We start from the raw sequence: 14546 nt of genomic DNA on the forward strand, positions 1-14546 counted from the left end.
GGCGGGCGCCGAGGCGTACTGCTTTCCCACAAAGACACAAGATGGAGAGAAGACCTTGGACGAGTATGTAATTTCACTGGAGCAGCTTGGCGTACACGACGTCGAGCGCGTGGGCGGCAAGAACGCATCTCTCGGCGAGATGATCGCCAACCTGGCCAACGCGGGCGTCTCCGTGCCGGGCGGGTTCGCCACCACGGCCCAGGCCTATCGCGATTTCCTTGAGCAGAGCGGGCTGAACGAGCGTATCCACGCCGCCCTCGATGCCCTGGATGTCGACGACGTCGTCGCCCTGGCCAAGACCGGCGCCCAGATCCGCCAGTGGGTCATGGACGCACCCTTCCCCGAGCACCTGGACGCCGAGATTCGCCGGGCCTTCGCCGAGCTCTCGGCCGGCAACCCCAATCTGGCCGTGGCCGTGCGTTCCTCGGCGACCGCCGAAGACCTGCCGGATGCCTCCTTTGCCGGCCAGCAGGAAACCTTCCTCAACATCCGCGGCGTCGACAACGTCATTCGCGCGGCCAAGGAAGTCTTCGCCTCCCTCTTCAATGACCGCGCCATCGCCTACCGCGTCCACCAGGGCTTCGATCACAAGCTGGTCGCCCTGTCCGCCGGCGTGCAGCGCATGGTGCGTTCGGAAACCGGCGCCGCCGGCGTGCTCTTCACCCTGGATACCGAATCCGGCTTCCGCGATGCGGTCTTCGTCACCGCCGCCTATGGCCTGGGCGAGACCGTGGTGCAAGGCGCGGTGAACCCGGACGAATTCTATGTCCACAAGCCCACCCTGGAAGCCGGTCGCCCGGCCATCCTCAGGCGCAACCTGGGCAGCAAGGCGATCAAGATGGTCTATGGCGAAGAAGCCAAGGCCGGCCGCTCCGTCCGTAACGTCGATGTCGAGCCCGCGGATCGTGCGCGTTTCTCGATCACCGACGCTGAGGTCACCGAACTGTCCAAGCAGGCGCTGATCATCGAGCGCCACTATGGACGGCCGATGGACATCGAGTGGGCCAAGGACGGCGACGACGGCAAGCTCTACATCGTCCAGGCCCGTCCTGAAACCGTGAAGAGCCGGGCCAGCGCCACCGTCATGGAGCGCTACCTGCTCAAGGACAAGGGCCAGGTGCTGGTGGAAGGCCGTGCCATCGGCCAGCGCATCGGCGCCGGCAAGGTCAAGATCATCCGCGACGTCAGCGAGATGGACCGCGTCCAGCCTGGCGATGTCCTGGTTTCGGACATGACCGACCCCGACTGGGAGCCGGTGATGAAGCGCGCGAGCGCCATCGTCACCAACCGGGGTGGTCGTACCTGCCACGCCGCCATCATCGCCCGCGAGCTGGGTATCCCGGCGGTGGTCGGCTGCGGCAATGCCACCAGCCTGCTCAAGGAAGGCCAGACCGTCACCGTCTCCTGCGCCGAGGGCGATACCGGCCTGATCTACGAAGGCGAGCTGGACTTCGACATCCGCAAGAGCTCGGTGGATGCCATGCCCGAGTTGCCGTTCAAGATCATGATGAACGTCGGCAACCCCGACCGTGCCTTCGATTTCGCCCAGCTGCCCAACGCCGGCGTGGGTCTGGCGCGCCTCGAATTCATCATCAATCGCATGATCGGCGTGCACCCCAAGGCGCTGCTGAACTACGACAGCCTGCCCTTCGAGGTGAAGGAAAGCGTCGACAAGCGTATCGCCGGCTATTCGGATCCGGTCGGCTTCTATGTCGAGAAGCTGGTGGAAGGGGTCGCCACCCTGGCTGCTGCCTTCTGGCCGAAAAAGGTCATCGTGCGCCTGTCGGACTTCAAGTCCAACGAGTACGCCAACCTGATCGGCGGCAAGCTCTACGAACCCGAGGAAGAGAACCCCATGCTGGGCTTCCGCGGTGCCTCCCGCTATATCAGCGAGAATTTCCGCGACTGCTTCGAGCTGGAATGTCGCGCCATGAAGAAGGTGCGCGAAGAGATGGGCCTGACCAACGTCGAGCTCATGGTGCCCTTCGTGCGCACCCTGGACGAGGCGGCACGGGTGGTCGAGTTGCTCGGCGAGAACGGCCTCAAGCGCGGCGAGAACGACCTGCGCGTGATCATGATGTGCGAGCTGCCCTCCAACGCCCTGCTGGCGGACGAGTTCCTCGAGCACTTCGACGGCTTCTCCATCGGCTCCAACGACCTGACCCAGCTCACCCTGGGCCTGGATCGCGACTCCGGCATCATCGCCCACCTGTTCGACGAGCGTAATCCGGCGGTCAAGAAGCTGCTGGCCAATGCCATCGCCGCCTGCAACCGGGCCGGCAAATACATCGGCATCTGCGGTCAGGGCCCCTCGGATCACCCGGATCTGGCCAAGTGGCTGATGGAGCAGGGCATCGAGAGCGTCTCGCTCAACCCCGACTCCGTGCTCGACACCTGGTTCTTCCTGGCTGAAGGCAACGCCTGATCCCAGGGCTCACCCCGCCTGGCAGGCGGGGTGAGCCTTTCCAGGATTAACTCCCTCATTCCCCCACGAAGGTGGCGCCTGCGCCCTGCCCAGGTCCACCTTTGCCGGATCGCCGAGCGGAAGCGGTCGCGATCCCTGCAAGAGATGTCAGATGCAGCAGTACGACAGCGATGTGGAACAGGGTCTCATCTATGGCTATCTCCTCGATGGCCGTGGCGGCGGAAGACGCCTTAGCCGCCGGGAACTGGCCGAGGCCGAGCCGGGCCCCGGCGAGGTGCTCTGGCTGCACTGGGATCGCAGCGTTCCCGAAGCCCAGGCCTGGCTCCGGCAATCCAGCGGCCTGAGCGAATTCGCCTGCGACCTGCTGCTGGAAGAGGCGACCCGCCCGCGGCTGGTCAATCAGCCCGACGACAGCCTGCTGCTGTTCCTGCGCGGGGTGAACCTCAATCCTGGCGCCGTGCCCGAAGACATGGTGTCGCTGCGGGTATTCGTCGACAAACGCCGGGTGATCTCGCTGCGCATGAGACCCATGAAGGCTGCCGCCGAAGTCCAGGAAGACCTGGAAGCGGGCATCGGCGCCCAGAGCGCCGAGGAACTGGTGCTCTATCTCGCCAGCTACATGACCAGCCGGGTCGATGACCTGGTGCGCGGCCTGTCCGACCAGCTCGATGGTCTCGAAGAGCAGGTCGACCAAGACGAGAACAGCCTGCCCGACCATGCCCAGGTGCTCACCCTCAGGCGTCGCGCGACCGGGTTGCGCCGTTACCTGGCCCCGCAGCGCGACATCTATGGCGATCTGGCCCGCGGCAAGCCCGCCTGGTTCGTCGAGGCGGCCAGTCAGGGGTACTGGAGCGAATTGCACAACAGCCTGGTGCGCAACCTGGAAGAACTCGAGGTCATGCGCGAGCGGGTGGCGCTGCTGCAGGACGCCGAACAGCGGGCGACCACGGAAAAGACCAATCGCACCCTCTATCTGCTGGCCATCATCACCGGCTTCTTCCTGCCCATCAGCTTCATCACCGGTCTGCTGGGGATGAACATGGGCGGCCTGCCAGGTTCGTCGTCTCCCTTCGGCTTCGTGGCCGCCTGCCTGCTGATCGCGGCGGTGTCGATCTTCCAGGTCTGGCTGTTTCGCCGACTGCGCTGGCTGTGACCCGCCTCCACCTCGTTGCGTCAAGAGGAAACGACCAGCGAGGTGCTTATGCACGATCCTTTCGAAGCGTCCCTCAAGGCGCTCCTCAATACCCCGGCCAACGCTCAGGACGAGGAGGGCGATGACCAGGCGCGATTGCACCGCGTGCTCAAGACCGCCAACCGCCAGGTGGGCGCGGGTGCGCTATTCGATCTGATCGGGCGGCATTGGGTATCGGTGCTGCTGCTGGCGCTGGGCAACGGTGCCCCTCATCTGAAGCCGCGCTCACGTCGCACCCGGCGTAGCGAATCTTCCCCGGAGATCCTGAAGTAGATGGAATTCGATATCTGGACCCAGAGTCTGCTGTCCGCCATGACCACCCTGTGGAGCAAGGTGGCCGGTTTCATCCCCAACGTCTTCGGCGCCCTGGTGGTGATCCTCGCCGGCTTCGCCGTCGCCAAGATTCTCGACACCGTGTTGTCGAAGGTCCTCGCCAAGCTCGGCCTGGATCGTATCCTTGCCGGTGCCGGTGTGACCAAACAGCTGGCCAAGATCGGCATCCGCATCCCGGTCACCACCCTGATCGGCCGGATCGTCTACTGGTTTGTCCTGCTGGTGTTCCTGGTGTCGGCCGCCGAATCCCTGGGCCTGCAGCGCGTGTCCTCCACCCTGGACGTCATGGCGCTCTATGTACCCAAGATCTTTGGTGCCGCCCTGGTGCTCATCGTTGGCGTGCTGCTGGCGCAACTGGTCAGTGGCCTGGTCCACGGCGCCGCCGAGGGTGTCGGCCTGGATTACGCCGCGGGGCTGGGGCGCCTGGCCCAGGGCCTGGTCATCATCATTTCGATTTCGGTCGCGGTCGGTCAGCTGGAGATCAAGACCGAGCTGCTGAATCTGGTCATCGCCATCGTGCTGACCGCCTTCGCCCTGGCCGCCGCCCTGGCCCTGGGGCTGGGCAGCCGGGGACTGGTGTCGCAGATTCTGGCCGGCATCTACGTGCGCGAACTCTACGACGTCGGCCAGTGGGTGACCCTGGCGGACGTCGAAGGCGAGATCGAGGAAATCGGGACTGCCAAGACCCTCATCATGACCGAAGAGGGCGATATCGTTTCGGTTCCGAACCGTCTATTACTGGAGGCTCAGGTGCGCAGCCGCTGACAGGCGCCGCGGAGATGGCTATCATGCCCGCCACTTTTTGGTAGCCAACTCCGTCTTGAACAAGCCTGCCCCTCATGCCTACGACCCGACTACGCTCAGTGATGAAGAGTTGGTCCAGCGCGCGCATGGTGAACTCTTCCACGTGACGCGAGCCTACGAAGAACTGATGCGCCGTTATCAGCGCACCCTGTTCAACGTCTGCGCCCGCTACCTGGGGAACGACCGGGATGCAGACGATGTCTGCCAGGAGATCATGCTGAAGGTGCTTTACGGTTTGAAGAATTTCGAGGGGAAATCGAAATTCAAGACCTGGCTGTACAGCATCACCTACAACGAGTGCATCACTCAGTACCGCAAGGAACGTCGCAAGCGGCGGCTGGTAGAGGCATTAAGTCTGGATCCGATGGAGGAAGCCTCCGAGGAACGGGCGCCGAAGCTGGAAGAGAAGGGAGGGATGGATCGCTGGCTGGTCCATGTGGGTCAGGTCGATCGGGAGATTCTGGTGCTGCGCTTCGTCGCCGAGCTGGAGTTCCAGGAGATCGCCGACATCATGCACATGGGCCTCAGTGCCACCAAGATGCGGTACAAGCGGGCACTCGACAAACTGCGTGACAAGTTCGCAGCTGAAGTTGAGGGCTGACCAGATGTGTCGGTCGTAAGTTTTTGAACTTCACGAAAACTTGTTGTCGAAGCCTCCGGAGATTGCCGGAATTAGTACCACTAAAATGGGGATACAAAGGATGAAACTGAAGAGCACCTTGGGCGTCGTTATCGGCTCCCTGCTGGCAAGCGCCTCGCTGAGCGCCCTGGCACAAGGTCAAGGCGCCGTCGAGACCGAGCTGTTCGGCAGCCGTCTGTTCACCGACAGCCAGCGCAACATGACCAATGCTGACCTGTACGGCGGTTCCGTTGGCTACTTCCTGACTGATGACGTTGAGCTGGCGTTGTCCTACGGTGAGTACCACAACGCCCGTGGCGACCACGACCTGGGTCACAAGAACATCAAGGGCAGCCTGGCCGCTCTAGATGCCTACTACCACTTCGGTCAGCCCGGCGTCGGCCTGCGTCCGTACGTGTCCGGTGGCTTCGCTCACCAGTCCATCAGCAACCGCGACATCAACGAAGGTGGTCGTGATCACTCCACCTACGCCAACCTGGGTGCCGGCCTGAAGTACTACTTCACCGAGAACCTGTATGCCCGTACCGGCGTGCAAGCTAACTACAACATCGACTACGGCGACACCGAGTGGAGCGCTGCTGTAGGTGTTGGTCTGAACTTCGGTGGTTCCACCAAGAAAGAAGTCGCTCCGGCTCCGGCTCCGGCCCCCGTTGCTGACGTCTGCACCGATTCCGACAACGACGGCGTCTGCGACAACGTCGACAAGTGCCCGAACACCCCGGCCAACGTCACCGTTGACGCTACTGGCTGCCCGGCTGCTGCCGAAACCGTTCGCGTCGAGCTGGACGTGAAATTCGATTTCGACAAGGCCGTGGTCAAGCCCAACAGCTACGCCGACATCAAGAACCTGGCTGATTTCATGCAGCAGTACCCGCAGACCTCGACCACCGTTGAAGGCCACACCGACTCCGTCGGCACCGACGCCTACAACCAGAAGCTGTCCGAGCGTCGTGCCAACGCCGTGCGTAACGTCCTGGTTAACCAGTACGGCGTGCAGGGCGGCCGCGTGAATGCTGTTGGTTACGGCGAATCCCGCCCGGTTGCTGACAACGCTACCGAAGCCGGTCGCGCTGTCAACCGTCGCGTAGAAGCCGAAGTCGAAGCTCAGGCCAAGTAAGCTGCCTGATCCAGACTCGAAAAAGCCCGCCTAGTGCGGGCTTTTTCATGCCTAACGTTTCTCGCGCCCGACTTCGATTAAGGTGCTACAGGCATAAAAAACCCCGCCGAAGCGGGGTTCTTTCTGGCGGATCGATCAGCCGCGATCGTCCGAGATGTCGCGTTGGGCAACGCCGGTGTACAGCTGGCGCGGCCGGCCGATCTTGTAGGGACCGGACAGCATTTCCTGCCAGTGCGAGATCCAGCCGACGGTCCGCGCCATAGCGAAGATCACGGTGAACATGCTGGTCGGGATACCGATCGCCTTGAGGATGATGCCGGAGTAGAAGTCCACGTTCGGGTAGAGGTTGCGCTCTACGAAGTAGGGGTCCTTGCGCGCCAGTTCTTCGAGGCGCATGGCCAGTTCCAGCTGCGGATCGTTGATGCCAAGCTCGGCCAGGACCTCGTCGCAGGTCTGCTTCATCACCGTGGCGCGCGGATCGAAGTTCTTGTAGACGCGGTGGCCGAAGCCCATCAGCTTGAACGGATCGTTCTTGTCCTTGGCCTTGGCCACGAACTTGTCGATGTTGGCCACATCGCCGATCTCGTCCAGCATCTTCAGTACCGCTTCGTTCGCTCCACCGTGCGCCGGGCCCCAGAGGGCGGCGATACCGGCAGCGATACAGGCGAAGGGGTTGGCGCCCGACGAACCGGCCAGGCGGACGGTGGAGGTGGAGGCGTTCTGCTCATGGTCGGCATGCAGGATGAAGATGCGATCCATGGCGCGGGCCAGCACCGGGCTGATCGGCTTTTCCTCGCACGGGGTGTTGAACATCATGTGCAGGAAGTTTTCCGCGTATCCCAGGTTGTTGCGGGGATACATCATCGGCTGACCCATGGAGTACTTGTGCACCATGGCTGCCAGGGTCGGCATCTTGGCGATCAGGCGCATCGCCGAAATCTCGCGGTGCTGCGGATCGGTGATGTCCAGGGAGTCGTGATAGAAGGCCGAGAGGGCGCCGACCACACCGCACATGATCGCCATGGGGTGCGCATCGCGGCGGAAGCCGTTGAAGAAGTTCTTCAGTTGCTCGTGAACCATGGTGTGGTTCTTGATGGTGTCAACGAACTGCGCTTTTTCTTGCGCGTTCGGCAATTCACCCTTGAGCAACAGGTAACAGGTCTCGAGATAGTCGGATTTCTCTGCCAGTTGCTCGATCGGGTAGCCACGGTGCAGCAGGATGCCCTTGTCACCATCGATATAGGTGATCTTGGACTCGCACGAGGCAGTGGACATGAAGCCCGGGTCGAAGGTGAACACACCAGTGGAGGTGAGGTTGCGAACATCGATCACGTCCGGGCCAAGGGTGCCGGACATAACGGGCAGGTCAACCGGATCCGCTCCCGAGATGATCAACTGCGCTTTCTTGTCAGCCATTAGGCCTCCTTATTTTGCTTTGAAATCATCAATAAACCCTCCACTCAGGGCCTCGCCCACTATAGAGGGATAAATTTGAAAGTCAATTTACGAAAATATCACCCTAAAGGCTCTTTCTGGGCGGATTGTGCGGCGAAAAGACCTTAACACGCAGGCTTCTGAATATCAGCTGGCGACGTCGGAATCGGGCATCCGCGTTTGTCATGAGTAGGCTAACTGTCTATAATTCTCGCCCGACCGTACCGGGTCGGCGAGCTGATGCCGAGCGGTCGAGACGCTTCCAACAGGAAGCGTGTAGCAGATGTGGAATCTCCTATAACTAGCCCGACCGCAATTGGGCCCTCAGTGTGAAAGAAGCCGTGAATAGCAAACGACCTGTAAACCTAGATCTCAGGACCATCAAACTACCTATCACAGCTTATACCTCGATTCTTCACCGTATCTCCGGCGTCATCCTGTTCCTCGGCATTGCAGTCATGCTTTATGGCCTGCACCTGTCCCTGGGCAGTCCGGAAGGCTTCGGCCAAGTGAAAGCTTTTCTGGCCTATCCGCTGGTCAAGCTCGTGATCTGGGGTCTGCTGTCTGCATTGCTCTACCACCTGGTCGCCGGCATTCGGCACCTGATCATGGATGGTGGCGCCGGCGAAACCCTGCAGGGTGGCAAGCTGGGTGCGCAGCTTGTGCTGGTCATTTCCGCAGTTCTGATCATTCTGGCAGGGGTTTGGGTATGGTAACCAACGTCACCAATCTTTCGCGTTCCGGTCTCTACGACTGGATGGCTCAACGGGTCTCGGCAGTCGTCCTTGCGGTCTACTTCCTCTTTATCATCGGCTACCTGATCCTTCACCCAGGGCTCACCTTCGAGCAATGGCACGGCCTGTTCTCCCACACCCTGATGCGCATCTTCAGCCTGCTGGCGCTGGTGTCCGTCTGCGTTCATGCCTGGGTTGGTATGTGGACCATCTCCACCGACTACCTGACCACCATGGCTATCGGCAAGGGCGCTACCGCCGTGCGTTTCCTATTCCAGGCGGTATGCGGGTTCGCGATGTTTGCGTTCTTCGTCTGGGGCGTGCAGATCTTCTGGGGTGTTTGATCTATGTCCACAATTCGTCATATCTCGTTTGATGCCATCATCGTAGGTGGCGGCGGCGCCGGTATGCGCGCAGCGCTGCAACTGGCCCAGTCCGGTCACAAGACCGCGGTGATCACCAAGGTCTTCCCGACCCGTTCCCATACCGTGTCCGCCCAGGGCGGCATCACCTGCGCCATCGCCTCGGCCGACCCGAACGATGACTGGCGCTGGCACATGTACGACACCGTCAAGGGGTCGGACTACATCGGTGATCAGGACGCCATCGAGTACATGTGCTCCGTAGGCCCGGAAGCGGTCTTCGAACTCGAGCACATGGGTCTGCCGTTCTCCCGCACCGAGCAGGGCCGCATCTATCAGCGTCCCTTCGGCGGCCAGTCCAAGGACTACGGCAAGGGCGGCCAGGCCGCGCGGACCTGCGCTGCGGCCGACCGTACCGGTCACGCCCTGCTGCACACCCTCTATCAGGGCAACCTGAAGAACAACACGGTATTCCTCAACGAGTGGTACGCCGTGGATCTGGTGAAGAACCAGGACGGCGTCATCGTCGGGGTCATCGCCATCTGCATCGAGACCGGCGAGACCGTCTATGTCAAGGCCAAGGCCACCGTGCTGGCCACCGGCGGCGCGGGCCGTATCTATGCCTCCACCACCAACGCCCTGATCAACACCGGTGACGGCGTCGGCATGGCGCTGCGCGCCGGCGTGCCGGTGCAGGACATCGAGATGTGGCAGTTCCACCCCACCGGCATCGCCGGCGCCGGGGTGCTGGTCACCGAGGGTTGCCGTGGTGAGGGTGGCTATCTGATCAACAAGCACGGCGAGCGCTTCATGGAGCGCTATGCGCCCAACGCCAAGGACCTGGCCGGCCGTGACGTGGTCGCCCGTTCCATGGTCAAGGAGGTGCTGGCCGGCAACGGTTGCGGTCCGGATGGCGATCACGTGCTGCTGAAGCTGGACCACCTGGGTGAAGACGTGCTGCACAGCCGTCTGCCCGGCATCTGCGAACTGTCCAAGACCTTCGCCCATGTCGACCCGGTCGTCGCGCCGGTGCCCGTGATCCCCACCTGCCACTATATGATGGGCGGCATCGCCACCAACATTCATGGTCAGGCCATCACTCAGGACGCCAACGGCAACGACAGAATCATCGAAGGCCTGTTCGCCGTGGGCGAAGTGGCTTGCGTGTCCGTGCACGGCGCCAACCGCCTGGGTGGCAACTCGCTGCTGGACCTGGTGGTCTTCGGTCGTGCGGCCGGTCTGCATCTGGAGAAGGCGCTCAAGGACGGCATCGAGCACCGCGGTGCTTCGGAAAGCGACCTGGAAGCCTCGCTGCAGCGTCTGTCCGGCGTCAATGAGCGGACCACTGGCGACGACGTCGCCACGCTGCGCAAGCAGCTGCAGACCTGCATGCAGAACTACTTCGGGGTGTTCCGCACCGGCGAGTACATGCAGAAGGGCATCGCCGAGCTGGCCGATCTGCGCGAGCGCATCGCCAAGGTCAAGATCAACGACAAGAGCCAGGGCTTCAACACCGCCCGTATCGAGGCGCTCGAGTTGCAGAACCTGCTGGAAGTGGCCGAAGCGACTGCCATCGCCGCCGAAAACCGCAAGGAGTCCCGTGGTGCTCACGCCCGTGAAGACTTCGAAGAGCGTGACGACGAGAACTGGCTGTGCCACACCCTCTATTTCCCCGGTGAAAAGCGGGTCAGTAAGCGTGGAGTCAACTTCGCGCCCAAGACCGTACCGATGTTCGAACCCAAGGTTCGGACTTACTAAAGGTGACCACCATGTTGAAAGTCAGCGTTTATCGTTACAACCCGGATCAGGACGGCCTGCCGTCCATGCAGGAGTTCCAGGTCGATACCGGTGGGAAGGACCTCATGGTGCTGGACGTCCTGGCTCTGATCAAAGAGCAGGATGAAGGCTTCTCCTACCGTCGTTCCTGCCGCGAAGGCGTGTGCGGCTCCGACGGCATGAACATCAACGGCAAGAACGGCCTGGCGTGCATCACGCCGCTGTCGGCCGTGGTCAAGAACGACAAGCTGGTCGTGCGGCCGCTGCCCGGCCTGCCGGTCATCCGTGACCTGGTCGTCGACATGAGCATCTTCTACAAGCAGTACGAGAAGGTGAAGCCGTTCCTGCAGAACGAGACTCCGGCCCCAGCCATCGAGCGCCTGCAGAGCCCGGAAGACCGCGAGAAGATCGATGGTCTGTACGAGTGCATCCTGTGTGCCTGCTGCTCGACGTCCTGCCCGTCCTTCTGGTGGAACCCCGACAAGTTCCTCGGCCCCGCCGCGCTGCTGCAGGCCTATCGCTTCCTGGCCGACAGTCGTGACACCAAGACCCAGGAACGTCTGGCGGCCATGGACGATCCGTTCAGCGTGTTCCGCTGCCGGTCGATCATGAACTGCGTGGCGGTCTGTCCCAAGGGGCTGAACCCGACCAAGGCCATTGGCCATGTGCGGGCGATGCTGCTGCAGAGCGGTACCTGATCCACGTCCCGCCCGGCCAGTTGTGCCGGGCGGGTTCGTTAGCGACCTCGATAGCTTGATTCAACCAATGTCCATTCAGGGATACCCGGAACAGCATCCGGGCATTGGCGCAGCCGTAGGGAGGCCAGGTCTCGCGTCGAGACTGGTTATCGGCTGATGCTATCTCTGCCGAAGGGGTGAACTAGATGCACGAAAGTCAGATGCAGCAACTGTGGGACAGCGCTCACCTGTCCGGCAGTAACGCTGCCTATGTGGAAGAGCTCTATGAGCTGTTTCTGCACGATGCCAACGCTGTGCCGGAAGAGTGGCGCACCTACTTCCAGAAGCTGCCTGCGGTCACTGGCAATTCGCCGGACGTCGCGCATTCCGCGATCCGTGACCATTTCGTGCTGTTGGGCAAGAACCAGCGACGAGCTCAACCGGTTTCGGCCGGTACCGTCAGTTCCGAACACGAGAAGAAGCAGGTCGAAGTCCTGCGTCTGATCCAGGCGTATCGTCTGCAGGGTCATCAGGCTGCCCAACTCGACCCCCTGGGTCTGTGGAAGCGTCAGCCGCCTGCCGATCTGCTGCTCAACCACTATGGGTTGACCGATGCCGATCTGGATACCACCTTCCGCACCGGTGAATTGTTCATCGGCAAAGAGGAGGCAACTCTCCGTGAAATCAGGGATGCGCTGCAAGAGACATATTGCCGCACGGTCGGTGCGGAGTTCATGCACATCGTCGATTCCGAGGAGCGCCGCTGGTTCCTGCAGCGCCTGGAAAGCGTCCGTGGCCGCCCGCAGTATTCCCCTGAAGTCCGCACCCATCTGCTGGAGCGCCTGACCGCCGCTGAAGGCCTGGAAAAGTACCTGGGCACCAAGTACCCGGGCACCAAGCGTTTCGGCCTGGAAGGGGGCGAGAGTCTGATTCCCCTGATCGACGAGATCATCCAGCGTTCCGGTTCCTATGGCGTCAAGGAGCTGGTGATCGGCATGGCCCACCGTGGCCGCCTGAACGTGCTGGTCAACACCCTGGGCAAGAACCCGCGCGACCTGTTCGACGAGTTCGAAGGCAAGAAGCTGGTCGAGCTGGGCTCCGGGGACGTCAAGTACCACCAGGGCTTCTCCTCCAACGTCATGACCCAGGGCGGCGAAGTCCACCTGGCGCTGGCGTTCAACCCTTCGCACCTGGAGATCGTCTCTCCGGTGGTGGAAGGTTCGGTACGTGCCCGCCAGGATCGCCGCGGCGATCGCTCCGGCGACAAGGTCGTACCCGTCGCCATCCACGGCGACGCGGCCTTCGCGGGCCAGGGCGTGGTCATGGAAACCTTCCAGATGTCGCAGACCCGCGCCTACAAGACCGGCGGCACCCTGCATCTCGTCATCAACAATCAGGTGGGCTTCACCACCAACCGCCAGGAAGACGCGCGCTCCACCGAGTACGCCACCGACGTCGCCAAGATGATCCAGGCGCCGATCTTCCACGTGAACGGCGATGATCCCGAGGCGGTGTTGTTCGTCACCCAGCTGGCGGTCGACTACCGCATGCAGTTCAAGCGTGACATCGTCATCGACCTGGTGTGCTACCGCCGTCGCGGCCACAACGAGGCCGACGAGCCGAGCGGCACCCAGCCGCTGATGTACCAGCAGATCGCCAAGCAGCGCACCACCCGCGATCTCTACGCCGATGCCCTGACCCAGGCCGGCGTGGTCACCGCCGAGCAGGTCCAGGCGCAGTTCGAAGCCTATCGCGGCGCCCTCGACGAGGGCCGTCACGTGGTGGCCAGCCTGGTCAAGGAACCCAATCGCGACCTGTTCGTCGACTGGAAACCCTACCTCGGCCACGCCTGGACCGCCCGGCACGACACCGGCTTCGACCTCAAGACCCTGCAGGACCTGGCCAACAAGCTGCTGCAGGTTCCGGAAGGCGTCGTGGTCCAGCGTCAGGTCGGCAAGATCCTCGAAGACCGCCAGAAGATGACTGCTGGCGGCCTGCCCCTGAACTGGGGCTTCGCCGAGACCATGGCCTACGCCACCCTGTTGCACGAAGGCCATCCGATCCGCATCACCGGTCAGGACGTCGGCCGTGGCACCTTCTCGCACCGTCACGCGGTGCTGCACAACCAGAAGGACGCCGTACCCTACGTGCCCCTGCAGCACCTGGCTGAAGACCAGCCGTCGTTCGAGATCTACGACTCCTTCCTCTCCGAGGAAGCGGTGCTGGGCTTCGAATACGGTTATGCCACCACCACGCCCAATGCGCTGGTGGTCTGGGAAGCCCAGTTCGGTGACTTCGCCAACGGCGCCCAGGTGGTCATCGACCAGTTCATCACCAGCGGCGAGATCAAGTGGGGTCGTCTGTGCGGCCTGACCATGCTGCTGCCCCATGGCTACGAAGGTCAGGGTCCGGAGCACTCGTCGGCTCGTCTGGAGCGTTACCTGCAGCTGTGCGCCGAGCAGAACATCCAGGTCTGCGTACCGACCACGCCGGCGCAGATCTATCACCTGCTGCGTCGTCAGGTGATCCGCCCGCTGCGCAAGCCGCTGGTGGTGCTCACGCCCAAGTCGCTGCTGCGCCACAAGCTGGCCATCTCGACCCTGGAAGACCTGGCACACGGTTCGTTCCAGACCGTGATCAACGAGCTGGATCAGATCGATGCCCAGCAGGTGAAGCGCCTGGTCCTGTGCAGCGGCAAGGTCTACTACGACCTGCTGGAAAAGCGCCGCAGCGAGAATCGCCAGGACATCGCCATCGTGCGTCTGGAACAGCTCTATCCGTTCCCGGAAGACGATCTGGCCGAGGTGCTCGCGGGCTACCCGAACCTCGAGCGCGTGGTCTGGTGCCAGGAAGAGCCGATGAACCAGGGTGCCTGGTACTGCAGCCAGCATCACATGCGCCGCGCCGTGTCCGCCTACAAGCAGGGTCTGGGTCTGGAATACGCCGGTCGCGATGCGTCCGCCGCACCGGCCTGCGGCTATGCCTCCATGCACGCCGAGCAGCAGGAAAAACTGCTGAACGATGCTTTCTCCGTTTGATTCGCCACGCGACT

General features: G+C 62.4%; 12 protein-coding genes. 11 read left to right on the forward strand and 1 reads right to left on the reverse strand.

The genetic code is table 11. The features are described 5' to 3' along the window. The first annotated feature begins 55 nt into the window (after nt 1–55). The 6 genes from ppsA to AABM56_RS07185 all read left to right on the forward strand — a co-directional run bounded on the left by ppsA (nt 56) and on the right by AABM56_RS07185 (nt 6511). The gene (ppsA, locus tag AABM56_RS07160) at nt 56–2425 is read left to right on the forward strand and encodes a phosphoenolpyruvate synthase (RefSeq protein ID WP_263258956.1); all 2370 of its coding nucleotides are present in this window, start codon (nt 56–58) and stop codon (nt 2423–2425) included. A 151-nt stretch (nt 2426–2576) separates the two neighbouring features. Next, nucleotides 2577–3578 carry a zinc transporter ZntB gene (locus tag AABM56_RS07165; protein ID WP_133859680.1) on the forward strand — a complete coding sequence of 334 codons (1002 nt, stop codon included), beginning with the start codon at nt 2577–2579 and terminating at the stop codon, nt 3576–3578. Between the two features lie 48 nt (nt 3579–3626). Next, nucleotides 3627–3890 carry a CrfX protein gene (locus tag AABM56_RS07170; protein ID WP_133859679.1) on the forward strand — a complete coding sequence of 88 codons (264 nt, stop codon included), beginning with the start codon at nt 3627–3629 and terminating at the stop codon, nt 3888–3890. Then, nucleotides 3891–4715 carry a mechanosensitive ion channel domain-containing protein gene (locus AABM56_RS07175; protein WP_133859678.1) on the forward strand — a complete coding sequence of 275 codons (825 nt, stop codon included), beginning with the start codon at nt 3891–3893 and terminating at the stop codon, nt 4713–4715. Nucleotides 4716–4770: 55 nt separating this feature from the next. Then, nucleotides 4771–5355 (forward strand): RNA polymerase sigma factor SigX, encoded by a 585-nt coding sequence (gene sigX, locus AABM56_RS07180; protein ID WP_007159259.1) that lies wholly within the window; start codon nt 4771–4773, stop codon nt 5353–5355. 100 nt (nt 5356–5455) lie between these two features. Then, nucleotides 5456–6511: an OmpA family protein gene (locus AABM56_RS07185; protein ID WP_133859677.1), complete on the forward strand. Its 1056-nt coding sequence runs from the start codon at nt 5456–5458 to the stop codon at nt 6509–6511. A gap of 135 nt (nt 6512–6646) precedes the next feature. Here AABM56_RS07185 and gltA read toward each other — a convergent pair whose 3' ends face one another. Further along, a complete protein-coding gene (gene gltA / locus AABM56_RS07190; RefSeq protein ID WP_017638893.1) occupies nt 6647–7927 on the reverse strand; it encodes a citrate synthase in 1281 nt (426 codons plus the stop codon). A 347-nt stretch (nt 7928–8274) separates the two neighbouring features. Here gltA and sdhC point away from each other — a divergent pair, with 347 nt between their 5' ends. From sdhC to AABM56_RS07215, 5 genes are all read left to right on the forward strand, one after another. Then, a complete protein-coding gene (sdhC, locus tag AABM56_RS07195; protein ID WP_026083585.1) occupies nt 8275–8661 on the forward strand; it encodes a succinate dehydrogenase, cytochrome b556 subunit in 387 nt (128 codons plus the stop codon). After that, entirely contained in the window at nt 8655–9023 is a 369-nt protein-coding gene (gene sdhD / locus AABM56_RS07200; protein ID WP_133859676.1) for a succinate dehydrogenase, hydrophobic membrane anchor protein, read from the forward strand. Before sdhC ends, sdhD begins: the two co-directional genes overlap by 7 nt. A 3-nt stretch (nt 9024–9026) precedes the next feature. Continuing rightward, nucleotides 9027–10799 carry a succinate dehydrogenase flavoprotein subunit gene (gene sdhA / locus AABM56_RS07205; RefSeq protein ID WP_133859675.1) on the forward strand — a complete coding sequence of 591 codons (1773 nt, stop codon included), beginning with the start codon at nt 9027–9029 and terminating at the stop codon, nt 10797–10799. Nucleotides 10800–10810: 11 nt separating this feature from the next. Beyond that, nucleotides 10811–11515: a succinate dehydrogenase iron-sulfur subunit gene (locus tag AABM56_RS07210; protein ID WP_007159253.1), complete on the forward strand. Its 705-nt coding sequence runs from the start codon at nt 10811–10813 to the stop codon at nt 11513–11515. A gap of 185 nt (nt 11516–11700) precedes the next feature. Then, nucleotides 11701–14532, forward strand: a complete 2832-nt coding sequence (locus AABM56_RS07215; RefSeq protein WP_133859674.1) for a 2-oxoglutarate dehydrogenase E1 component — start codon at nt 11701–11703, stop codon at nt 14530–14532. The last annotated feature ends 14 nt before the right edge of the window (nt 14533–14546 follow it).

The sequence above is a fragment of the Pseudomonas aestiva genome, assembly GCF_039908605.1.
Taxonomy (GTDB): Bacteria; Pseudomonadota; Gammaproteobacteria; order Pseudomonadales; family Pseudomonadaceae; genus Chryseomonas; species Chryseomonas aestiva.